The organism is Tropicimonas sediminicola, assembly GCF_900188335.1.
GTDB lineage: Bacteria > Pseudomonadota > Alphaproteobacteria > Rhodobacterales > Rhodobacteraceae > Tropicimonas > Tropicimonas sediminicola.
Map to the genome: position 1 here is coordinate 781,259 of NZ_FZOY01000001.1, position 21,628 is coordinate 802,886.

At 65.7% G+C, this 21,628-nt stretch carries 18 protein-coding genes and 1 tRNA gene; 9 read left to right on the forward strand and 10 right to left on the reverse strand.

The genetic code is table 11. The features are described from left to right. The first annotated feature begins 2 nt into the window (after positions 1-2). Positions 3-1,034 (forward strand): Fe(3+) ABC transporter substrate-binding protein, encoded by a 1,032-nt coding sequence (locus tag CHB86_RS03740; protein WP_089231365.1) that lies wholly within the window; start codon positions 3-5, stop codon positions 1,032-1,034. Between the two features lie 74 nt (positions 1,035-1,108). Here the strand turns inward: CHB86_RS03740 and CHB86_RS03745 are convergent, their stop codons facing one another. From CHB86_RS03745 to CHB86_RS03765, 5 genes are all read right to left on the reverse strand, one after another. After that, on the reverse strand, positions 1,109-2,797 hold the full coding sequence (locus tag CHB86_RS03745; protein ID WP_089231367.1) for an ABC transporter permease: 1,689 nt from the start codon (positions 2,795-2,797) through the stop codon (positions 1,109-1,111). Positions 2,798-2,810: 13 nt separating this feature from the next. After that, complete coding sequence (gene tpiA / locus CHB86_RS03750; protein ID WP_089231369.1) at positions 2,811-3,560, reverse strand: triose-phosphate isomerase; 750 nt, start codon at positions 3,558-3,560, stop codon at positions 2,811-2,813. Positions 3,561-3,664: 104 nt separating this feature from the next. Beyond that, positions 3,665-4,513, reverse strand: coding sequence for a LysR family transcriptional regulator (locus CHB86_RS03755; protein ID WP_089231371.1), 849 nt, complete (start codon positions 4,511-4,513; stop codon positions 3,665-3,667). 285 nt (positions 4,514-4,798) lie between these two features. Next, complete coding sequence (locus CHB86_RS03760) at positions 4,799-5,170, reverse strand: HesB/IscA family protein (protein ID WP_089231373.1); 372 nt, start codon at positions 5,168-5,170, stop codon at positions 4,799-4,801. Positions 5,171-5,254: 84 nt separating this feature from the next. Then, a complete protein-coding gene (locus tag CHB86_RS03765) occupies positions 5,255-5,617 on the reverse strand; it encodes an SUF system Fe-S cluster assembly protein (RefSeq protein ID WP_089231375.1) in 363 nt (120 codons plus the stop codon). A gap of 191 nt (positions 5,618-5,808) precedes the next feature. On the opposite strand from CHB86_RS03765, the gene CHB86_RS03770 reads away from it, so the two are divergent. The 6 genes from CHB86_RS03770 to arsH all read left to right on the forward strand — a co-directional run bounded on the left by CHB86_RS03770 (position 5,809) and on the right by arsH (position 13,285). Then, positions 5,809-7,386, forward strand: coding sequence for a putative bifunctional diguanylate cyclase/phosphodiesterase (locus CHB86_RS03770; RefSeq protein WP_089231376.1), 1,578 nt, complete (start codon positions 5,809-5,811; stop codon positions 7,384-7,386). Between the two features lie 220 nt (positions 7,387-7,606). After that, positions 7,607-8,737 (forward strand): tRNA guanosine(34) transglycosylase Tgt, encoded by a 1,131-nt coding sequence (tgt, locus tag CHB86_RS03775; RefSeq protein WP_089231378.1) that lies wholly within the window; start codon positions 7,607-7,609, stop codon positions 8,735-8,737. Positions 8,738-9,155: 418 nt separating this feature from the next. Further along, the gene (lon, locus tag CHB86_RS03780) at positions 9,156-11,573 is read left to right on the forward strand and encodes an endopeptidase La (RefSeq protein ID WP_089231379.1); all 2,418 of its coding nucleotides are present in this window, start codon (positions 9,156-9,158) and stop codon (positions 11,571-11,573) included. 137 nt (positions 11,574-11,710) lie between these two features. Beyond that, the gene (locus CHB86_RS03785; protein ID WP_089231381.1) at positions 11,711-12,043 is read left to right on the forward strand and encodes an HU family DNA-binding protein; all 333 of its coding nucleotides are present in this window, start codon (positions 11,711-11,713) and stop codon (positions 12,041-12,043) included. A 52-nt stretch (positions 12,044-12,095) separates the two neighbouring features. Beyond that, positions 12,096-12,170: transfer RNA gene (locus tag CHB86_RS03790), tRNA-Val, on the forward strand. A 380-nt stretch (positions 12,171-12,550) separates the two neighbouring features. After that, positions 12,551-13,285, forward strand: coding sequence for an arsenical resistance protein ArsH (gene arsH, locus CHB86_RS03795; protein ID WP_089231383.1), 735 nt, complete (start codon positions 12,551-12,553; stop codon positions 13,283-13,285). Positions 13,286-13,325: 40 nt separating this feature from the next. On the opposite strand, the gene CHB86_RS03800 is transcribed toward arsH, so the two are convergent. The 5 genes from CHB86_RS03800 to CHB86_RS03820 all read right to left on the reverse strand — a co-directional run bounded on the left by CHB86_RS03800 (position 13,326) and on the right by CHB86_RS03820 (position 17,414). After that, positions 13,326-13,862 (reverse strand): ricin-type beta-trefoil lectin domain protein, encoded by a 537-nt coding sequence (locus CHB86_RS03800; protein ID WP_089231384.1) that lies wholly within the window; start codon positions 13,860-13,862, stop codon positions 13,326-13,328. A gap of 32 nt (positions 13,863-13,894) precedes the next feature. Then, on the reverse strand, positions 13,895-14,431 hold the full coding sequence (locus tag CHB86_RS03805) for a hypothetical protein (RefSeq protein WP_089231386.1): 537 nt from the start codon (positions 14,429-14,431) through the stop codon (positions 13,895-13,897). A gap of 78 nt (positions 14,432-14,509) precedes the next feature. Beyond that, entirely contained in the window at positions 14,510-15,745 is a 1,236-nt protein-coding gene (locus tag CHB86_RS03810) for an Lcl C-terminal domain-containing protein (RefSeq protein ID WP_176442754.1), read from the reverse strand. 297 nt (positions 15,746-16,042) lie between these two features. Further along, complete coding sequence (locus CHB86_RS03815; RefSeq protein ID WP_089231389.1) at positions 16,043-16,462, reverse strand: arsenate reductase family protein; 420 nt, start codon at positions 16,460-16,462, stop codon at positions 16,043-16,045. Positions 16,463-16,673: 211 nt separating this feature from the next. After that, complete coding sequence (locus CHB86_RS03820) at positions 16,674-17,414, reverse strand: SDR family oxidoreductase (protein WP_089231391.1); 741 nt, start codon at positions 17,412-17,414, stop codon at positions 16,674-16,676. Between the two features lie 113 nt (positions 17,415-17,527). Between CHB86_RS03820 and CHB86_RS03825 the strand changes: the two genes are divergently transcribed. Then, complete coding sequence (locus CHB86_RS03825) at positions 17,528-18,418, forward strand: LysR family transcriptional regulator (protein ID WP_089231392.1); 891 nt, start codon at positions 17,528-17,530, stop codon at positions 18,416-18,418. A 563-nt stretch (positions 18,419-18,981) separates the two neighbouring features. Beyond that, a complete protein-coding gene (gene secD / locus CHB86_RS03835) occupies positions 18,982-21,582 on the forward strand; it encodes a protein translocase subunit SecD (protein ID WP_089231396.1) in 2,601 nt (866 codons plus the stop codon). Positions 21,583-21,628: the final 46 nt, after the last annotated feature.

The following is a 21,628-nucleotide window of genomic DNA, read 5'->3' on the forward strand; positions in this document are numbered from 1 at the left end:
CCATGTCGTATTCGATTCCGCGCTCAATCGCTCTGCCGCTCGCCGCGGCCCTGCTGACGGGCACGGCGCTGGCAGCAGCCGCCGAAGGCGAGCTCAACATCTATTCCTCGCGCCACTACGACACAGACGACCGGCTCTATTCCGATTTCGAAGAAGCCGAAGGCGTCACGATCAACCGTATCGAGGGCAATGCCGACGAGCTGGTGGCCCGGATGCAGGCCGAGGGGATCAACAGCCCCGCCGACGTGCTCATCACCGTCGACACCTCGCGCCTCTACCGCGCCAAGCAGGCCGGCGTTCTGCAGTCGGTCGACAGCGATATCCTTGAAGAGCGCATCCCCGCCCACCTGCAGGATGCCGACAACCAGTGGTTCGGCTTCTCGCAGCGCAGCCGGATCATCTTCTACGACAAGGAGAATGTCGCCGAGCCGCCGCAGACCTACGCCGAGCTTGCCGATCCGAAGTACAAGGGCATGATCTGCATCCGCTCCTCGAGCAACGAGTACAACCAGACGCTTCTCGCCTCGATCGTGACCCACGAGGGCGAAGAAGCCGCCCGCGCCTGGGCTGAAGGCGTGGTGGCCAACATGGCCCGCGACCCGCAGGGCGGCGACACCGACCAGCTCCGTGGGCTGGTGTCGGGCGAGTGCGATATTTCGGTCTCGAACACCTACTATTTCGCGCGGGCCATCCGGACCGAGGTCGAGGGCGTCAGCGCTTCGCTCGACAGCATCGGCTGGGTCTTCCCGGATCAGGACGGCAACGGCGCGCACATGAACCTCTCCGGCGCCGGGGTCGCGGCCCATGCGCCGAACCGCGAGAATGCGGTGAAGTTCCTCGAGTACCTGTCGAGCGACTCGGCGCAGGCTTACTTCTCGGCCGGCAACGACGAGTTCCCCTCGGTCGAGACCGCGGAGCTCGCTCCCTCGGTGGCCCAGCTCGGCGAGTTCAAGGCAGACGACGTGAGCCTGTCGGACGTGGCCGAGAACATCGCCACGGCGCAGAAGATCTTCAACGAGGTCGGCTGGAAGTGATCATCGCCGGGCCCCGGTGAGGGCCCGGGATCATCTCAGGGATACGGCGCGGGGCAGGTTGCCTCGCGCCGTTTTCATTCCGCCGGGGTCGCTGCGGTGCCGAAAACCCGGGAGCGTTTCGCCCCGAGCGACCGGCAGACCAGGATCACCGGCAGCAGGCCCACGGCGACGATGGCGAGGCTCGGCACCGCAGCGCCGTCCAGCCGCTCGTCGGAGGCCAGCCGGTGCGCCTGCACCGCCAGCGTGTCGAAGTTGAACGGCCGCATGATCAGCGTGGCCGGCAGCTCCTTCATCACGTCGACGAAGACGATCAGCAGCGCGGTCAGCACCGAGGGGCGCAGCACCGGCACGTGGATCCGCTGCAGCATCGCGGTCGGCCGGGTGCCGAGGGTGCGGGCGACGGCGTCGATGTTAGGGTGGATGGTGCCGAGCCCGCTGTCGTAGGTGTTGAGCGCGGCGGCCATGAAGCGGACCATGTAGGCGCAAACCAGCAGCCAGATCGAGCCGGTGAAGAGCAGGCCGGTGGAGAGCCCGAAGGTCGCGCGCATCCAGGCGTCGAGCGCGTTGTCGAAGGCGGCGAAGGGCACCAGCAGGCCCACTGCGATCACGCCCCCCGGCACGGCGTAGCCGATGCGGGCGAGGTGGCTCGCGCCGGAGGAGGCGGGCCCGGGCCAGAGGCGCATGCGAAAGCCCACGAGAACCGCCCCGATCACGGTCAGCACCGAGGCGGTGCCGGCCAGGACGATGGTGTTCCGGATGTAGCCGACATAGCGCGGCGACATCAGCGACTGCCCGCTGCCGATCCCCATGGACAGAAGCAGCGCCACCGGCAGGATGAACCCCAGGAGCACGGGAACCGCGCAGAGCAGGGTCGCGCCCCATTTCGCCGGCCCGGCGAGTTGGGTCGGGGGCAGGCGCTCGAAACGTTTGCCCGCGCCGTGATGGCGGGCCGCGCCGCGCTGCATCCGTTCCAGGATGGCCAGCAGCAGCGCAAAGCCGAGCAGGCAGAGCGCCAGTTGCGCCGCCGCGGCCCGGTCGGCCATGGTGAACCAGCTCGTGTAGATGCCGGTGGCAAACGTCTGCACGGCGAAATAGGAGGTCGTGCCGTAGTCCGCGATGGTCTCCATCACTGCCAGCAACACGCCGCCGGCAATCGCCGGGCGCGCCATCGGCAGGCTCACGCGCAGAAAGGCCGTCCACGGGCCGCGGCCGAGCGCGCGGGCGGCGAGAAAGGCGGTGGCGCTCTGCTGCAGGAAGGCCGCGCGGGCCAGCAAGTAGACGTAGGGGTAGAGCACGAGGATCAGCATCACCGCCGCGCCTGTGACCGAGCGCACCTCGGGGAACCAGTAGTCGCGCGGGCCCCAGCCGGTGACGTCGCGCAGCAGGGTCTGCACCGGGCCCGGGTGGTCGAGGAAATGTGTGTAGGCATAGCCCATCACGTAGGCCGGGAAAGCCAGCGGCAGGGCCAGCGCGATCTCGAAAAAGCGCGCTCCCGGAAAGCGGGTCATGGTGACCAGCCAGGCCGCGCCAGTGCCGATGGCCGCGGTCCCGAGCGCCACGATCACCACAAGCTGCAAGGTGGTGGCAGTGTAGGTCCAGAGAACCGTCTCGGCGAGGTGCCGCAGCGTGTCGGTGGAGCCGAGCAAGGCGGCAACCGCTACCGCAACCATCGGCAGCAGGCACATCAGACCTATGAACAGCGCCCCTCCGCGCAGGAGGCCGGTCGCGAAACGGTCGGCGAGATCGGAAGGGCGCAGGCTCATGCGAGCGTTTTTATCAGGCTTTCTGAAGCGCGTCGATGATGGCTCCGAAATCGGCCGCCTTCAGCGAAGCCCCACCGACAAGCGCGCCGTCGACATTGGCCACGGCAAAGATCTCGGACGCATTCGACGGTTTCACGGAGCCACCGTAGAGCAGCGACACGGCATTCCCGATCTCGGCGCCGAACCGTTCGACCAGCCGGGCGCGCATGAAGTCGTGGACTTCGGCGATCTGCTCGATGGTCGGGATTCGGCCGGTGCCGATGGCCCAGACGGGCTCGTAGGCCACGACGAGGTTCTGGCCGGTCACGGCTTCGGGGATCGAGCCGGCAAGCTGGGTGCCCACGAGATCCAGCGTCTCGCCCGCATCGCGCTGCTCCAGCGTCTCGCCGACGCAGACCACGGCGATCAGCCCGGCGCCGGTGGCGGCCATCGTCTTGGCGTTGACGATCTCGTCGGTTTCGCCGTGATCGGTGCGGCGCTCGGAATGGCCGAGGATCACGTAGGTACCGCCTGCGTCCTTGATCATCTCGGCAGAGATGTCGCCGGTGTGGGCGCCACTGGCGTTCATGTGGCAATCCTGCGCCCCGGTGGCGATTGCGCTGCCCTCGGCGCGGGTGCTCAGCCGGTCCAGCAGGGTGGCGGGCGGGCAGATCAGCACCTTGCAGCCGGGCGCGGGAAAGGCCGCGATCATCGCGTCGATCTCGGCCAACGAGGCCTCGGTGCCGTTCATCTTCCAGTTACCGGCGGCCAGTTTCTGCGCCATGGGTCGTCCCTCCGTCTGAGCTTGTGGGTCGGCAGCCAATTTGCAGCGGTGCGCTGCGGGGTCAAGGTCCGCTCGCCGCGGCTCTTTGGTACACCCTCCACGCCTTACTCGGGCAGGGGGCGCAGGGAGGCATCCGTCAACAGCTCCGTCAGCGCGTTCAGCGCCGCGCGGACGGGCGGGTCGTGGCGCGCCTCGTGGTGGGTGACCAGCCATTCGTCATGCGAGAGCTCTTCGATCTTGGGGGAGACGCGTTGCAGCCCCAGAACGGCGTCGCCGGCAAAGCAGGGCAGGACGACACGTCCGATTCCCTCGAGGGCAAGGTCCACCGCCACGCGGGTGTCACTGGCGAGCATGACCACCCGGTCCGCCCGGTTCGCCTGCACCCAGAGGGCCGTCGGGGTCGAGGCCCGGTCCGGTGCGAGCGCGATATACCCGGTCACGTCCGGCGAGACGCCGTATTCCGCATTCTCGATCCGGGCCGTCCGGCGCCCGGCCAGCCAGTCCTGGGTGGGCCGCTTGTTGCGGATACCGATGTCGGCCTGCCGGCGGGCGAGGTCGAGGGGTAGGTTGGAGGCGAGAAGGTCCGGCGCCCAGCTTGCTTCCTCCGACCAGATGCGGCGAATGTTTCGGGCCACGAACCACGACGTCCAGGTCCCGGCTGTGATCCGCACCCGTGCGACGCTCCGGCCTTCGCTGCGCCACCGGTCGATCCCGGCCGCGGCCGATCTGAGAGGGATCGCCCGCTCGACCAGTTCCCGTCCCTCGCTGGTCAGCGCATAGCCGCTGGGGCCGCGCAGAAACAGGCGCCGGCCCAGGGCCTGTTCGAGCTTGGTCATCCTGCGGCCCATAGTCGGCACGCTGATTCCGGTCTGGGCGGAGGCTGCCGAAAGCGAGCCGGTTTCAGCCACCTTCAGGAACAGGGCGAGATCATCAAGAGGCAGCGCGTTTTTCATTTTTGAAAACCTACCTGCAATCTGCGGCGCTGTCACGATTGCCATGTGGCTGCTTTATTGAGGGCAGTCATTTAAAACTGAAAGGACAAGAGATGCGTCTGCGTCCCCTTTACGATTTCGAGAGCGACCTGATCTGGCTTGCCTCCCGCCCGAAATCCGAAGCCGAACTGATTGAGGCCCGGGTGCGGAGCCACGAACGCTGGAGCCGCCGCCGCAGGATGCTGCGGTTGCGTGCGGCGGTGTTCGGACGGTCGTCGGAAGGTCGGGCCGAAGCAGGCCGGCCTGTCAGCCAGAGGTCTGGTCGGTCAGGCTCTCGTCGAACTTGATCGACTCGCCGCAGCCGCAGGATTCGGTCACGTTGGGGTTGCGGAATTTGAAGCCCGCTTCCAGAAGCGAGATCTCGTAATCTATCTCGGTCCCGAACAGGAACATCTGCGCCATCGGGGCGATCATCACCCGCGCGCCGTCCTGTTCGACGACCTCGTCGAGCGGGTCCACCGTGTCGGCGAACTCCATGGTGTACTCCATTCCCGCACAGCCGCCCTTCTTGACGCCGAGGCGCAGGCCGGACTTGCCGTCACGCTCCATGAGCTTGACGATGTGGGCCGCGGCACGCGGTGTCAGGGTCACGGCCTGCTTGCCGGGAATGGAAAACATCCTGTCGATCCTCTTGTTCCGGGTCCGATGTAGGAGCCCGGTCTGTCCGGCTCAAGGGCGCGGCTGCGCCCGAAGCCGGTCGGCTCACATGAAACCCAACTCCAGCCGCGCCTCGTCGGACATCATTTCCATGCCCCAGGGCGGATCCCAGGTAAGGTCCACATCCACCTGCTTGACGCCGGGCAGGGGTTCGATCGCCTCGGCCACCCAGCCGGGCATATCGCCCGCCACCGGGCAGCCCGGCGCGGTGAGCGTCATGGTCACACGGACTTCCGCTTCCGGGTTGATCTCGATCGTGTAGACCAGTCCGAGGTCGTAGATGTTCACCGGGATTTCCGGATCGTAGACCGTGCGGCAGGCTTCCACGATGCTGTCGTAGAGCGGATGATCTGTGGTGGAAGGCCGGATTGTCGGTTCCCCTTCCATCGGGTTGCTTTGGGCGTGCATCTGATAACCGTGTCCTCGAGGGATACTCGATGGTTTATATAAGAAATGTTTCAGGCGGGGTCCAGTGTGGCACGGTGGCGGCCCGGATACCGAACCGATCAAATTGCGCGGGCTTTCCGTTCGAGCCTTAACCGGCTGGCCATCCTTTCCCTTCCAGATCAGGCGGCGAAACGAAAAGAGATGCTGCCGCAATGCCTTCCAAACTTGAATACCTGCTGCTCGTTGCCCTGTTTCCTGCGAGTTGGATCCTCGGGGCGCAATTCGACCTGTTCGAGGGCCTCGTGGACTACATTCGCCTGCACGAGGAAATGGAACTGGACGAGCTCATCAGCGCGGTTCTGGTGCTGGGGCTCCTGCTGCCGGCCCTCCTCGGCATCTGGAACCGTCGGTTGCGCCGGCACCTTCGCAGCCGTCAACTGGCCGAACAGAGGGCGCAGCACATCTCCCGCCACGATGCGCTGACCGGGCTTTATAACCGTCGGGTGATGAACGACGCGCTTCGGGAGCGGATCGCGAAGGCCCGGCGCGGTGGTGCGGCGCCGGCGATCCTCCTCATGGATCTGGATCGCTTCAAGCCGGTCAACGATCTGCGTGGCCACGACGTTGGAGATCTCATTCTCAGGGAAGTTGCGAGGCGGGTGAAGGCTTGCTGCGGCGAGGATGAACTGCCGATACGGCTTGGCGGAGACGAGTTCGCCATTCTCGCCGCCGGGACCGAAGAACTTGGCGGTGCCGGCGGGCTGCCGCGGCGCATTCTCGCTGCCATGGAGCGGAAGTTCATCATTGGCGATTCGGAGTTGAGTATCGGCGCCAGCCTCGGCGTCGCGATCTGGCGTGAGGGGCTCGATGCGCCATTGTTGCTGCGCCATGCCGACCAGGCGATGTATCGCGCGAAGAAGGAGGGCCGCGGCCGGATCTCCTATTTCGACGACGCCCTGGGGGAGCGGCTGCGGGAATTGGCCGAACTGGAGGCCGAACTGACGGCCGCGATAGAACGGGAAGAGATCGAGCCCTACTTCCAGCCGATCGTCCAGATCGCGGACCGCAAGCTCGTGGGCTTCGAGGTCCTGGCGCGATGGCACCACGACCGCCTCGGCAACGTGCCGCCGGATCGCTTCATCCAGCTTGCCGAAGAGACCGGCCAGATCGCGGCGATCAGCTGGCAGATCCTCCGAAAAGCCTGCATCGCCGCCCGCGACTGGGATCCGTCACTGACCATCGCCTTCAACCTGTCGGCGAAGCAGTTCCGCGATGCGGACCTGTCGCCGCGGATCGAGGCCATCCTGCGGGAGACGGGCTTTCCGGCGGAGCGGCTGGAGATCGAGATCACAGAGACCGCGATCATCGACGACATAGACCGCGCCCACGAGGTGATCGATCAACTCCGCTGGCAGGGGATCCAGATCTCGCTGGACGATTTCGGGACCGGCTTCTCCAGCCTGGCCACGCTCTCCCGGCTGCCGTTCGACCGGCTGAAGATCGACAGCAGCTTTGTCACCACGGTGTCCCAGGACCGTCAGAAGGCGAAGATCGTTGCGGGCATCATCTCTCTCGCAGGATCGCTCGACCTGAGCGTGACCGCCGAAGGGATCGAGACCGAGGACACTCTGGAGATGCTGGCGGGGCTGCAATGCCCGCTGGGGCAGGGATATCTCTTTGACCGTCCCATGCCGCGCGACAAGGTGGACGACTTGCTGTCGCATGGCGTGACCTGGACCGGCGAGATGACCCATGGCACGCAGCGAACGGTTCTGTCCGGAATCGCGTGATCTTGCGGAGGGTGGAGCCTTGGCAGGCAGGACTGGAGGGGTTCTGCAAGTCCGGGCCGCGCGAGATGGCAGCCCCTTCTATACCCTCGGGCGTTGCGACCTTCTCATCTGTCCAAGCTGCGAGTCGCCGCTCCGCCTGACTTGCCACCCGGAAGCGGAGGCGGGGCCGAACGGATCGGCGGGAATTGCATCGGTCGTGGCGTTCTGAGAAGGAGAGCCCATGACCGAAAGATTCTCCTTCAGCCTGCATGCCACGGACGGACGGGCGCGCACCGGCACGATCTCGACCCCGCGCGGCGAGATCCGGACGCCGGCCTTCATGCCGGTGGGAACGGCCGCCACGGTGAAGGCAATGCTGCCCGAGAGCGTGCGCGCGACCGGCGCCGACGTGCTGCTGGGCAACACCTATCACCTGATGCTGCGCCCCACGGCGGAGCGGATCGCCCGCCTGGGCGGCCTTCATGCCTTCATGAACTGGGAGCGCCCGATCCTCACCGATTCAGGCGGGTTCCAGGTGATGAGCCTGGCCGAATTGCGGAAGCTCACCGAGGAGGGGGTGACCTTCCGGAGCCATATCGACGGCTCCCGGCACATGCTGACGCCCGAGCGCAGCATGGAGATCCAGCAGCTGCTCGGCTCCGACATCGTGATGTGTTTCGACGAATGCCCCGCACTGCCGGCCGAACATGACCGCATCGCCGAGAGCATGCGGCTTTCGATGCGGTGGGCCCAGCGGTCCCGCGATGCATTCGGCGACAGGCCTGGCCACGCGCTCTTCGGCATCCAGCAGGGCGGTGACAAGGAGGATCTGCGCGGCGAAAGCGCCGAGGCGCTGCGTGCCATCGGGTTCGATGGCTATGCGGTCGGCGGTCTCGCCGTGGGCGAGGGGCAGGAGGTCATGTTCCGGGTGCTCGACTACGCCCCGGACATGCTTCCCGAGGACAAGCCGCGCTACCTGATGGGCGTGGGCAAGCCCGACGACATCGTGGGCGCGGTCAAGCGCGGTATCGACATGATGGATTGCGTGTTGCCGTCGCGGTCCGGACGAACCGGCCAGGCCTTCACCCGCCGCGGCGTCGTCAATATCAAGAACGCCCGCCACCAGGAAGATCCCAGGCCGCTGGACGAACACTGCAGCTGTCCCGCCTGCCGCAGCTATTCCCGCGCCTACCTGCACCACGTTTTTCGCTCGCAGGAGATCATCTCGTCGATGCTGCTGACCTGGCATAACCTGCACTATTTCCAGGAGCTGATGCAGGGCATGCGCGACGCCATCGCGGCCGGGCGTTTCGCCGACTGGGAGACGGACTTCCACGCGCAGCGCGCGGAGGGAGACATCGAGGCGCTCTGAGGGGGAGGCCTGGAGCAGATTGCCTCGAGCCGTCCAGAATGCGGGGCAGGGCGCGCGCCCGCGCTCGAAGACTCACCTCTCGCAGACGTGATCCGGATGCCCGGCGCGCGTGCGTTCCGGGCGCGAAGTGATCTCCATTCGGGCGGCACGGGAAGCGGTGTTGCGCCGCTGGCCGTTTCGCCGTGCGCTGATTGAACCGTGCCTTTCCATTGGCTTGCCGGATCGGCCGGGCAATCCGGGAAAGCACGGGGCAATGTCGGCTTGCCGACGCCGGAGGAGACAGGCACATTGGTCCGGATTCAGGGGTCTGGTTGAAACGGGCGGTCTGCGAGCCCACCTGTAGACACCGAGACCGGAGAGGGCCGTGGTTGCCGCGAAGCGGGGCCGGTGCCTTCTTGCCAAGAACAGGAAAACGAGCATGCTTGAGCCTCTCAGCCAATCCTATCCCGTGCTGCCACTGCGCGACATCGTGGTCTTTCCCCACATGATCGTGCCCCTCTTCGTGGGCCGGGACAAATCCGTCCGCGCGCTGGAAGAGGTGATGCAGGACGACAAGCAGATCCTTCTGGCCAGCCAGATGGACGCCTCCGACGATGATCCGTCTTCGGACGGGATCTACCAGGCGGGCGTTCTGGCCAATGTGCTGCAACTCCTCAAACTGCCCGACGGCACCGTGAAGGTGCTGGTGGAGGGCATTCGCCGCGTCCGGATCGAGGAATACCTCGAGAACGACGATTATTTCGAAGCCCGCGCCGTGTCGCTCGAGGAAGTGCCTGGTGACGCCGACACCGTGGCAGCGCTGGTTCGCTCGGTCGGCGAGGAATTCGAACGCTATTCCAAGATCAAGAAGAACATCCCCGAGGAAGCGCTTGCTGCAGTGGCGGAGACCCGCGAGGCCGCCAAGCTGGCCGACCTCGTGTCGGGGCACCTGGGAGTGGAAGTGGGCCAGAAGCAGGAGCTTCTGGAGACCCTGTCCGTCGCCGAGCGCCTCGAGAAGGTCTATGGCCTGATGCAGGGCGAGATGTCGGTTCTTCAGGTCGAGAAAAAGATCAAGACCCGCGTGAAGTCCCAGATGGAGCGGACGCAGCGCGAGTATTACCTGAACGAACAGATGAAGGCGATCCAGCGCGAGCTGGGCGACGGCGAGGACGGCTCCAACGAGATCGCGGAGCTGGAAGAGAAGATCGCCGAGACCAAGCTCAGCAAGGAAGCGCGCGAGAAGGCCGAGGGCGAGCTGAAGAAGCTCAAGAACATGTCCCCGATGTCGGCCGAGGCGACGGTGGTGCGCAACTACCTCGACTGGATGCTGTCGATCCCGTGGGGCACCAAGAGCCGGGTCAAGAAGGACCTTGGTCGCGCCCAGGCCGTGCTCGACAACGACCATTACAGCCTCGAGAAGGTGAAGGAACGGATCGTGGAGTACCTGGCCGTGCAGCAGCGCAGCCAGAAGCTCAAGGGCCCGATCCTCTGCCTGGTCGGCCCTCCGGGCGTCGGCAAGACCTCGCTCGGCAAATCGGTGGCCAAGGCCACGGGCCGGGAGTTCATCCGTATCTCGCTTGGCGGCGTGCGCGACGAGAGCGAGATCCGCGGCCACCGCCGGACCTACATCGGCTCCATGCCGGGCAAGATCATCCAGGCGCTGAAGAAGGCAAAGACCACGAACCCGCTCATCCTGCTCGACGAGATCGACAAGATGGGGCAGGACTTCCGTGGCGATCCTGCCTCGGCGATGCTGGAAGTGCTCGATCCGGAGCAGAACGGTACTTTCGTCGACCATTACATGGAGGTCGAGTACGACCTGTCGAACGTGATGTTCCTGACCACGGCGAACTCCTACAACATGCCCGGTCCGCTGCTGGACCGGATGGAGATCATCCCGCTGGCGGGCTACACCGAGGACGAGAAGCACGAGATCGCGCGGCGGCACCTGATCGGCAAGCAGATGAAGAACCACGGCCTCAAGGCCAAGGAATTCGAGCTGACCGACGAGGCGCTGACGGAGATCATCCGGACCTATACCCGCGAGGCGGGGGTACGGAACCTCGAGCGCGAGATCGCCAAGCTCTGCCGGAAGGCGATCACCAAGATCGTCAAGAAGGAAGTCGACAAGGTGGTCGTGCGGCCCGAGGACCTCGAGGAGTTCCTGGGCGTGAAGCGGTTCCGTTATGGTCTGGCCGAGAAGGAAGACCAGGTGGGAGTCGTGACCGGCCTTGCCTGGACCTCCGTGGGCGGCGACCTGCTGTCGATCGAGGCGCTGAAACTGCCCGGCAAAGGGCGGATGAAGACCACCGGCAAGCTCGGCGACGTGATGAAGGAGTCGATCGACGCGGCGAACAGCTTCGTTCGTTCCATCGCGCCGGAGATCGGGGTGAAGCCGCCGAAGTTCGACACGATCGACATCCACGTCCACGTTCCGGAGGGCGCGACGCCCAAGGATGGCCCCTCGGCGGGTGTGGCGATGGTCACCTCGATCGTTTCGGTGCTCACCAAGATCCCGGTCCGCAAGGACATCGCGATGACAGGCGAGGTCACCCTGCGTGGCAACGTGCTGGCAATTGGCGGTCTCAAGGAGAAACTTCTCGCGGCCCTGCGCGGCGGCATCAAGACGGTGCTGATCCCGGAGGAGAACGAGAAGGATCTGCCGGAGATCCCCGACAACGTGAAGGAAGGGCTCGAGATCATTCCCGTGGCGCATGTGCGTGACGTGCTGAAACAGGCCCTGGTGCGGATGCCGGAGCCCATCGAATGGGACGAGGCCGCCGAGGAAGAGGCCGCGGCCGCCCGTGCCGCCGCTGCCGAAGCCGCCAAGGCCGAAGCGGCCCGCACGGCCCACTGAGCCGACCCGCCTGACAGACCTGAGAGGCGCCCCCATCGGGCGCCTCTTTGCGTTCTGAAATCTGCCCGGGACCGAGAGAGTTCGCTTGGTGCGGCCCCGATCCGCTGCTAGTCAGTGGCAGACAATGGAGGTCTCCGATGGCAGCTCAAGCTTCCGATTCTACCAATTCCAAACCGGCCGCCGACAAGGCGCAGAAAGGCTCCGCCGATGTGCGAAAGCCTGACCTCGTCGACCGCGTCGTCGCTGCGACCGGCGCCAAGAAGGCCGACGTGCGCTCGGTTGTCGATGCGACACTGGCCGAGCTGGGCAAGGCCCTGGCAAAGAACGACACGCTGCACCTTCCGCCGCTGGGGCGGGTGAAGGTTCAGAAGCGCAAGTCTGTCGACGGTGGCGAGGTCCTGCAACTGCGCGTTCGCCAGGTTGCAGAAGGCGCCGCGAAGCCGAAGCGGAGCAAGGAAAAGCCGGAATAACCGACGCCCCCTCTTGCAGACCGGACGGACGGGCGGTAAGAGGCGCGTCACCGGGTGATTAGCTCAGTGGTAGAGCGCTTCGTTCACATCGAAGATGTCGGGGGTTCAAATCCCTCATCACCCACCATTTCCCTTTTGTGACGATGAAGAACGGCCCCTCGGTCCGGGGCTTGCAGCCGTTGTCTCGCCAGAGCGGGCTATGCTGGCAAGAATGTAACCGTGCCGGGGATCCGGATGCGCGCTCGCTCGGATCGCGATTCCCGATGATGTACCCCGCAAACCCTCGCAGGGGGAGCAACAGCCCCATACGCTGGCTGCGTGGTGTAGGCCAGATGGCCATCGTACCCCCCCGAGCCGCGATCATCCCCGCCGTGTTGCATTCGCCGGTGCCATGCTTGAAACGGGGCCCCGAGACCGCGGGCGCCAGGTTCGACAGCGCATTTGTCGCCGTAGCCTTGCGGGGCCGCAAGGGAGGGGGAACCATGGAAACCTTCAAGGGACATCGTTTTGTCTGACCGAGAAACCGACACCACCACCCCGCAGATCGACGAGGCAAGCTTTGCTGCAATCGACCGGGAGACGCTGTTCGCTCCGCCCGTCTATGCCCATCCGCCCCGTATCCTGATCCTCTACGGATCGCTCCGGGAACGGTCGTTCAGCCGGCTGTCGGCCGAGGAAGCCGGTCGCATCCTGACGCGCCTGGGGGCGGAGGTGCGGTTCTATCATCCGTCGGGGCTTCCTCTCGTCGATGACGATGCCGACAGCAGCCACCCGAAGGTCCGCGAACTGCGCGACCTGGTCGCCTGGTGCGAGGGCATGGTCTGGTCGAGCCCGGAGCGTCACGGCGCCATGACGGGCCTGATGAAGACCCAGATCGACTGGATTCCGCTGTCCGAGGGCGCCGTGCGCCCCACGCAGGGCAAGACACTTGCGGTCATGCAGGTCTCCGGCGGCTCGCAGAGCTTCAACGCGGTGAACCAGATGCGGATTCTCGGGCGCTGGATGCGGTTGCTGACCATTCCCAACCAATCCTCTATTCCCAAGGCGTTCCAGGAGTTCGACGAGACCGGGCGGATGCGCCCGTCGCCGCTCTACGACCGCATCGTCGACGTAATGGAGGAGCTGATGAAGTTCACCCTGCTGACGCGCGGTCGGGCGGATTACCTGGTGGACCGCTACTCCGAACGCAAGGAGACGGCCAAGGCGCTCATGGCGCGGGTCAACCTGTCCAAGGCCACCTGACGCCCCGAACGTAAGCGACGGGGCGTCAGGCGGATCGCGCTCACTCGGCGGAACTGCGCACAGACCATGTCTGGTAGGCGCCCTGGCCTTCGTCGCAGGGCTGTAGCGACAGCGCCTTGATCTGGTTGGCATCGCTGCGACCGCCGCGGGTGTCTTCGCCGAGGGTAAAGCACATCTCCGGCGCGGAGGCCGGCATGATCGTGCCGTCACCGGAGAAGGCGAAGGTTTGCGCGTCGCCGCCGTCGCAGGCCGCAAGGTCGATCCCTGTACCGGCTTCGGTCGACGACACCTCGGCGCAGACATCGAACTCCGGCATGTAGAGCACGCCCTCGGCGAACCGGTCGGTGTCAAAGGTCTGGTCGACGCCAAGCTCGCCGCCGGGGCTGTAGCAGGTGTGCCCCTGAAGCCCGTCGTCGGGATTGGCGGCCGCGCCCTGCGCACGCGCGATGTCGAGGCAATACCCGTTCTGGGTGTTGTCCAGCAGGTCAGCGAGGAAGATCTCGACATTCTCCGCCTGGGCGGTGCCGGCCGTCAGAAGCATGGCGGTGAATGCGGCAAGCGTTACTTGTCTGAGCATGGGGAAGTCCTTTTGTTCGATTTGTGCTGGCGTCAGTCGTCGGACGACCGCGCGCGCCAGGTCTGGAATGCCGCGAGATCGTCGCTGCAGGGCTCAAGGGTGAGCGACTTGATCTGGTGCCGCGAGGTGCCGCCCCGGCCAAGGCGCGTTTCCGCTCCGGCCGTGTAGCACATGCCGGGAGCGTCGACCGGTGAAAGCTTGCCCTCAGCGGTCAGGGCGATCTTCTGGGCGGCGCTGTCGTTACAGGTGGCGAGGCCCAGCTCGGCGCCCGCGTCGAGACCGGCGGCCGTGGCACAGACGTCGAACTCAGGCATGTAGAGCACATTTTCGGCCAAGCGCTCTGACGCGAAGATCTGATCGACACCGAGAGCGCCCTGGTAGCTGTAGCAGGTGTGGGACTGGAGCCCGCCGTCGATGGCGGCCTGTTCCTGCGGGCCCGAGATGTCCAGGCAATAGCTGTTCAGGTCGCCATCGAGGTCGTCGACGAGGGTGATCTCGACCTGTTCCGCATGGACCGGTGACAGCAGGCAGAGCAGGATGGCGGTGATGGACAAGGAGCGAATGAGCATCGGATTGGTATGTTCCTTCGGGCGTTTCATTGTGACTGCGCGGGTTGCGCGGGGCAAAGGGATTTACGTTGTCGGTGATCAGCGAACGCAGCGCACGAGGTTGTCGGGCCGGTCGACATCGCAGGCATTGACGGAACACAGATCCTCCTCGGAAAGTTCCTGCCCGTTCAGCGTCTTGATCGAGGAGCGTTGGGCGCCCGCGCCGTGCCAGTCGGTGTAGTCGGTCTGATCGCCGGCCTTGCTGAGGGCCTTGCCGAAGGCGATCACGTTGGCGTGGCTCTTGATGTCGCCAAAGGTCGTGCTGGTCCAGTAGTCGAGCGTCTCGGATTCCTGCGTGATCCCGAAGACCGATGTGTCGATTGCCGGGAAGCCGGTGCGATTGTAATCGACGATGCTCTGCAATTCCTTGGAATTCGGAAGGTACCAGTCGTCGTGGCCGGCCAGTTCCAGCGCCTCGCAATAGGCGAGCGCCTCGGCCCATTCACGGCGCGTGCCGTCATCGTCCTGCTGCCACATCCGGCCGGTCGCGTCGTCTGTCACCGTTCCGTCGCCATTGTCGACGAAGGCGTTGACACCATAGACGTTCTCTTCACCGGCAACGCATCGCACGTAGTTCCCTGGCGCCTTGCCGTCGGCGGGGCCATTGGCCAGCCCGCTGCTCGCCGCTTCCGCGCCGGTGTAGAAATCGAGGCCGGTGCCGTAGGATTTGATATGGCCATCGGCAAAGTTGAATCCGAACGCGCCCTGGTTCCGGCCGTTCATCACGGGGCCCTTCACGTAGAGCGTGCTGCTCCAGTACTGACCGGCAAAGATCATCTGGCCGTCCGGGTACTCGAAATCGAACATTTCGGTATCGATGTAGGGCGTCGGCGTGCCGTCCTCGGGCTTCAGCAATTCGCCGCGAAAATCGGCCAGCGCGTAGAGTTCCTTGATCGACGGCACGCGCCAGTCGCTCCGGCCGGCGAGGTCCAGCGCGTCGCAATAGGCGAGGGCGTCGGCATATTGGAGGCGGTCTGTCTGCGGCGTCTTCTGCCAAAGCAGCCCGGTGTTGGTGTCCAGAACCGTGCCATCGCCCTTGTCCGTGTAGGAGGCCGGGAGTCGCGGATGCTGTGCGTCCTGGCCGAAGAGGGGCTCGCCTTCCGACGGGCAGGCGATCGACGCGCCTGTCAGGTCGAAACATGTGTCCTGCATCGTGTCGACGAGGGGGTAGGTCACCTGCTGGGACAGGCCCGCCGAAGCCGAAAGGACGATCATCGCGGGCAGGAGAGAGGCGAGATACGGGGGCGAGGATTTCTTGCGGGTTTCAGGCGTCATGGGTCGGGTCCGGTTTGACTGCATGTGATGACGTGCCACGTACAGGCTTGGGATGCCGCGGTCGTCCGAGCCGCTGTTCGCGAACGTCACAGGCCTTTTCGCCGATGTCCGAGTGGAGCGGCGAGAGGGGAAAGTGTCTGAAATTCAGTTGCTTGTGCGCGCCGCTGAATCGAAACGTCCCGCTACGATGCGTATGGGTGCGAACGGTGGATCTGACGTGGCCGCTCCGTGGAACCGGACACAGACGAGGGGATATCATTCTCATCCGAGTGCCAGGGCGCGATACAGGCGCGGAGGTCAGATCACCCGGTGGCCCATCGCATCGAGGATCATCTGGCCGTCTTCCTTGTAGACGGGTCCTTCCGGCCAGCGGTCGAGAAGGTCCAACACGAACTCAGAAGGACGGCACAGGCGGACGCCTTTGGGCGTGCAAACGAGGGGGCGGTTCACCAGCACCGGGTGCTCGAGCATCGCGTCCAGAAGCCTCTCTCCCGGTACGGACGGGTCGAGTAACCCCAACGCCTCCGCCGGGCTCTTCGTGATCCTGAGCGCCGCTCGCGGCGACAGGTCCGCGGCGGCGAACAGCCCGAGGAGTTGCGGACGGGTCCAGCCGGTCTCGAGATAGGGAATGACGTGCGGCTCGTATCCGGCGGCCCTGACCAACGCGAGAACGTTTCGAGACGTGCCGCAGTCAGGGTTGTGGTGAATAACGATCATCTGCCTGTCGGTCCCGGGCGTGTCTGGTGTCGTCACGGCGCCTGCTTCGTTGAGCGGTCCGCCCGTTCCCGCCATTTCGCGTGCGGGCACAGGCGCCCGGCTCGGCAGCGCGCGCTTCGATGATACCTATTCCGAAAGCTGCACCCTTTTGTGACATGCCTAACTTCTCTGGGAACCGTCCGTGAAAGCCCGCCACGTGTCACACCGCAGTTCAGACCATGCCGCCGTTCGCGCGCAGGGTCTGGCCATTGATCCAGCCGCCGTCGGGCCCCGCCAGAAAGGCGACGGTGTTTGCTATATCTTCCGGTTGGCCGAGCCGCTCGAGCGGATTGGCCTTCGACAGCGCCTCGATCTGCGCCTCCGTCTTGCCGTCAAGAAACAGCGCGGTGGCCGTCGGTCCCGGAGCCACGGCGTTCACCGTGATATTGCGCCCCCTTAGCTCTCGGGAAAGGATGTCGCCCATGACCTCGATGGCGGCCTTGGTCGCGGCATAGATCCCGTAGCCGGGCAGTTTCGCCCCGACCACGGAGGTCGACAGGTTGATGATGCGGCCGCCGTCGGGCATCCGCCGGGCCGCTTCGCGCAGCGTGTTGAACGTGCCCCTGAGGTTGATGTCGATCATCCGGTCGAACATCTCGTCACCGCTCGCGGCGAGTGGCGCAAGCTGCATGACACCGGCGGAATTCACCAGCACAGCGGGACTGCCGAACGCCCCCTCGGCCGCATCGAAGAGCCGCGCCACCTGTGCGGGGTCGGAAACATCGGCCTGCACGCAAATGGCGCGCCCGCCTTCGCTGTGGACCTGTTCGGCCACGCCCTCCGCGGCCGCGCGGTTCCCGGCATAGTTCAGGACGACCGCGAATCCTTCTGCTGCGAGCCGTGTCGCAATGGCGGCACCGATCCCGCGCGAGGCACCGGTGACAAGGGCGGTCTTTGTGGCTTCAGCGGTCATGGGTGGTCTCCTTCGTTCAAGCTCCGATCCAAGCGTCTTCGGGAGACCTAGCTGCCTTGCCCCTTTCGGTTAATTGGCGTCTTTTCGGCAAGAGAATCCGGTGGGGCCGAACAATGGACAGATTCGACGAGATGCGCGTCTTCATCCGCGTCGTGGAGACACGGAGCTTCCGGCGCAGCGCGGAAAGCCTCGGCTTGCCGCCCTCGACCGTTTCGGACGTCATCAAGCGGATGGAGGCGCGGCTGAACATACGGCTGCTCGACCGCACGACCCGCGTGGTCGCACCCACGCTCGATGGGGAAGCATGGTATCGCCGATGCCTCGACATCGTGGACCGGGTGGAGGACGCAGAAGCCGCCTTTTCCGACGATGTGGTCCGGGGTCGGTTGCGGGTGGATGTTCATGGCACGCTTGCCCGGCATTTTCTGCTGCCGGGACTGCCGGAGTTCCTGGCGCGGCATCCCGATCTGGAGCTCGTGCTGTCGGAGGGCGACCGGCTGGTGGATCTCATCCGGGAGGGCGTGGATTGCGTGGTACGGGTCGGCACACCGGACGACAGCGATCTGATCCAGCGCCGTCTGTGCAGCCTGGGCGAAGCCGTCGTCGGATCGCCGGGCTATTTCGAGCGGCAAGGCGTGCCGCAGACGCCGGAGGATCTCGACGGGCACCGGTGCGTTGCCTTCCTGTCTTCGCGGACCGGAACGCCCATGGACCTGAGCTTTGCGTCCGGCGGTGCCGAGATCACACGGCCCTTGCCGGCGACTCTGGTAGTGACTGGTGCGGAAACCATGCTCGATGCCGCGCGGCGCGGTCTCGGCCTGATCCAGGCGCCACGCTACCACCTGGAGGCGGACCTCGCCGCTGGCCGGCTTGTCGAAGTCCTGTCCGGTTTCGCCCCGGACCCCACGCCGGTCCTGGCGCTCTATCCCCGCGACCGGCAGCTATCGCCGCGGTTGCGCGTGTTCCTCGACTGGCTTTCGACCCGTTTCTCGCCAGCAGGCTGAGCCTCCTGATCTCCCGCAGTCGGCATCTTTCGGCGCCAGCGATTGACAACGCGACCGCCAAACGCCACTTGCCGATGATGCGCATTCGCTCCCACATTCCGCTGCTTTGGGCCAGGACCTGTTTGGTCCTGCTACTTCTGGGTGCGGGTATCTGGGGCGAGAGTGTCCGCCCGCCGCTTTCGCCGGCTGCCTTCGCTTCCGAGCGGGTTGAGCAGACGATCGGGCAACTGGCGGGGCTCCCGGCAGAGGACTGCCTGCAGTCGCTGAGGTCGGAGCACGTGGTGCCTCCGGGCAGGGAAAGCGCGGAAGGGGCACCGGTGGCCGCATCGGAACTCGCCCAGCTACCGGACGAGCATTTCGAATACCTGGCCGCGCCGAGGGCGCCACCGGCCGGCCCGCAAAAGGTCTCGCGGGCCCATCGCAGCCGCGGACCTCCCATCGACATGATCTGATCGCGCCTTTGACCGCCTCCGCTCGGAGGCCGTCGGCGCATGCACTCCCAAAGATACAAAGCAACCGACAGGAACGATCGGCCGTGTGGCCGGTTCCGTCGTGGAGAGATCATGAAACGACCTACACTTCTGAAACGCATCGGCGTTTGGGGCATCTGCCTGCTGTGCCTGTGGCTCGCCCTGCCCAATGCCTTCTACGCGCGTGTCGACGCGCAGAACCAGTCCTCCGCCGCCGAGCACGCCGTGGAGGCAAGCTGGCCCGGCTGGATGCCGTCCTCGCTCATCAACCTCGGGCTCGATCTGCGTGGCGGTGCGCACCTTCTGGCCGAGGTGGACGTGCTCGGCGCGATCGACCAGCGCCTTGCTGCCCTGTGGCCCTCGCTGCGCGATGCCCTGCGCGAGGAAGGGGGCAGCTCGGTCCAGATCAGGCGGATTGATGCGCCTTCCGGTGAAATGCGCATCGCGCTCACACCGGCGGACTTCTCCGAGCGGGCAGCCGAGATCGCGGCAGGTTTCGCTTCGAGTGTCGTGACGCCGGCTGGCCTGGCGGCGCAGGATCTGGACGTGGCGCTCGAGGAGGGCGTGCTGGTGCTGCGCTACTCCGATGCCGGCACGCAGGCGCTGACCGACCAGCTGGTCTCCCAGAGCCTTGAAACCATTCGCCGCCGGATCGACGAGGCAGGAACCCGCGAGCCGACCATCCTGCGGCAGGGCGAGGACCGGATCGTGATCGAGGTGCCGGGCTTCTCCGACGCCGAGGCTCTCAAGGGCCTGATCGGGACCACCGCGCAGCTGTCGTTTCACGAGGTCCTGCCGCGTGGGAGCCAGGACGACGATAGTGCCCTCACCTTGCCCTTGGCCGGGGAGGCCGGGGTGACCTACCAGCTCGATCCGAAGCCGGTGGTGTCGGGCGATCACCTGACGGATTCGCAGGCGAGTTTCGATCAGAACGGGCGCCCGGCGGTCTCCTTCCGCTTCGACACGGCCGGCGCGCGTGCCTTCGGTGATTTCACCGCCGCCAATATCGGCAGCCCCTTCGCCATCGTGCTGGATGGAGAGATCCTGTCGGCGCCGGTCATCCAGGACCATATCCCGGGCGGCAGCGGGATCATCACCGGGCAGTTTACCATCGATGAAAGCACACAGCTGGCGACGCTGCTGCGCTCCGGCTCCTTGCCGGCAAAGCTGACTTTCCTTGAGGAAAAGACGGTTGGCCCCGAGCTTGGCAGTGACAGCATTGCTGCGGGCCTGAATGCCGGGCTGATCGGGCTTGCGGCCGTCAGCGCGCTGATGCTGGTCTGCTACGGCGGTCTGGGCCTGGCGGCCGTCGCTGCGCTGGCCATCAACATGGCGATCCTGATGGCCGTCCTCTCCGTCGTCGGAGCGACGCTGACCCTGCCGGGGATTGCGGGGATCGTCTTGACGCTCGGCATGGCGGTGGATGCCAACGTGCTGATCTTCGAGCGCATCCGCGAGGAGGTGCGCAGCGAGCGGAACCTGTGGCGGGCGGTCGGGCGCGGGTTCGACAATGCCTTTTCCTCGATCCTCGACGCGAACCTCACCGGCCTGCTGACCGCCGGGCTGATGTTCTGGCTCGGCGCCGGCCCGGTGCGCGGCTTCGCGATCACCCTGGGGCTGGGCATCCTGACCTCGATGTTCACCGCGCTTGTGGTCACGAAGCTCATCCTGCAGAGCTGGCTGGAATGGCGTCGCCCCTCCCGCCTGCCGCTGAACGGGCTGTTCCGCTTTCTCGACCGGCAGCCGGTGATCGATTTCTTCCGCCTGCAATGGGTGACCTTCGGCGCCTCCGCCACCGCCATGCTGGCCTCGATCCTGCTCATCGCCACGCTCGGCCTCAACCTCGGCATCGACTTCACCGGCGGAACCAGCCTGCGGATCGAGACGCCACATGTGCTGCAACTGGAGGAGTACCGGGGCGCGCTGAGCGACCTCGGGTTCGCCGACGTGGCGGTGTCCGAGGTCTTCGGCTCGGGCGGGGCGGACGCGGCCCATGTCGCCAACCTCCGCATCGCCGCCGAGAGCGACGGGGCATCGGGCGGTGCCGCATTGTCGTCGGAGCAGGTGCAGGATGTGCGCACGGCGCTGTTGCAGGTGGACCCGGACATGAGCTTCACCGCGAGCGAAAGCATAGGCGGCAAGGTCTCTCCGGAGCTGGTCAATGCCGCGATGATGGCGATCGCGGGCGGGGTGCTCTCGATCCTCGCCTATGTCTGGATGCGCTTCGAATGGCAGTTCGCCGTCGGTGCGGTCGTGGCTCTCGTGCACGACATCCTGCTGACGCTCGGGTTGTTCGCCCTTCTGGGGTTGAAGATCGACCTGGCCTTCGTGGCGGCGCTGTTGACCATCCTCGGGTATTCGATCAACGACACGGTCGTTGTCTTCGACCGGGTGCGCGAGAACCTCAGGCGCCATGTCTCGATGCCCCTGCGGGACCTGCTGAACCTTTCGGCCAGCGAAACGCTGAGCCGGACCGTGCTGACGTCGGCGACCACGCTGATCGCCCTGTTGGCGCTGTTGCTGTTCGGCGGGGACGTCATCCGGAGCTTTGCGCTGGCGATCACCTTCGGGATCGTGGTCGGCACCTATTCGACAATCTACGTGGCCAAGAACATCGTCCTGTTCCTCGGCGTCGACCGAAGACTGCCGGAGGCCCGGAAGCCCGTCGGCCGGTTCGATCACATCGAAGCGTAAGACCTTGCGCTCTGTCCGTGTTCCCAGTCGGCACGGGCAGGGCGCC

Coding starts and splice junctions, on each gene's coding strand:
- CHB86_RS03740 (WP_089231365.1), top strand. CDS start 3: ATGTCGTATTCGATTCCGCGCTCAATCGCTCTGCCGCTCGCCGCGGCC.
- CHB86_RS03745 (WP_089231367.1), bottom strand. CDS start 2,797: ATGAGCCTGCGCCCTTCCGATCTCGCCGACCGTTTCGCGACCGGCCTC.
- tpiA (WP_089231369.1), bottom strand. CDS start 3,560: ATGGCGCAGAAACTGGCCGCCGGTAACTGGAAGATGAACGGCACCGAG.
- CHB86_RS03755 (WP_089231371.1), bottom strand. CDS start 4,513: ATGAAAAACGCGCTGCCTCTTGATGATCTCGCCCTGTTCCTGAAGGTG.
- CHB86_RS03760 (WP_089231373.1), bottom strand. CDS start 5,170: ATGTTTTCCATTCCCGGCAAGCAGGCCGTGACCCTGACACCGCGTGCC.
- CHB86_RS03765 (WP_089231375.1), bottom strand. CDS start 5,617: ATGCACGCCCAAAGCAACCCGATGGAAGGGGAACCGACAATCCGGCCT.
- CHB86_RS03770 (WP_089231376.1), top strand. CDS start 5,809: ATGCCTTCCAAACTTGAATACCTGCTGCTCGTTGCCCTGTTTCCTGCG.
- tgt (WP_089231378.1), top strand. CDS start 7,607: ATGACCGAAAGATTCTCCTTCAGCCTGCATGCCACGGACGGACGGGCG.
- lon (WP_089231379.1), top strand. CDS start 9,156: ATGCTTGAGCCTCTCAGCCAATCCTATCCCGTGCTGCCACTGCGCGAC.
- CHB86_RS03785 (WP_089231381.1), top strand. CDS start 11,711: ATGGCAGCTCAAGCTTCCGATTCTACCAATTCCAAACCGGCCGCCGAC.
- CHB86_RS03800 (WP_089231384.1), bottom strand. CDS start 13,862: ATGCTCAGACAAGTAACGCTTGCCGCATTCACCGCCATGCTTCTGACG.
- CHB86_RS03805 (WP_089231386.1), bottom strand. CDS start 14,431: ATGCTCATTCGCTCCTTGTCCATCACCGCCATCCTGCTCTGCCTGCTG.
- CHB86_RS03810 (WP_176442754.1), bottom strand. CDS start 15,745: ATGACGCCTGAAACCCGCAAGAAATCCTCGCCCCCGTATCTCGCCTCT.
- CHB86_RS03815 (WP_089231389.1), bottom strand. CDS start 16,462: ATGATCGTTATTCACCACAACCCTGACTGCGGCACGTCTCGAAACGTT.
- CHB86_RS03820 (WP_089231391.1), bottom strand. CDS start 17,414: ATGACCGCTGAAGCCACAAAGACCGCCCTTGTCACCGGTGCCTCGCGC.
- CHB86_RS03825 (WP_089231392.1), top strand. CDS start 17,528: ATGGACAGATTCGACGAGATGCGCGTCTTCATCCGCGTCGTGGAGACA.
- secD (WP_089231396.1), top strand. CDS start 18,982: ATGAAACGACCTACACTTCTGAAACGCATCGGCGTTTGGGGCATCTGC.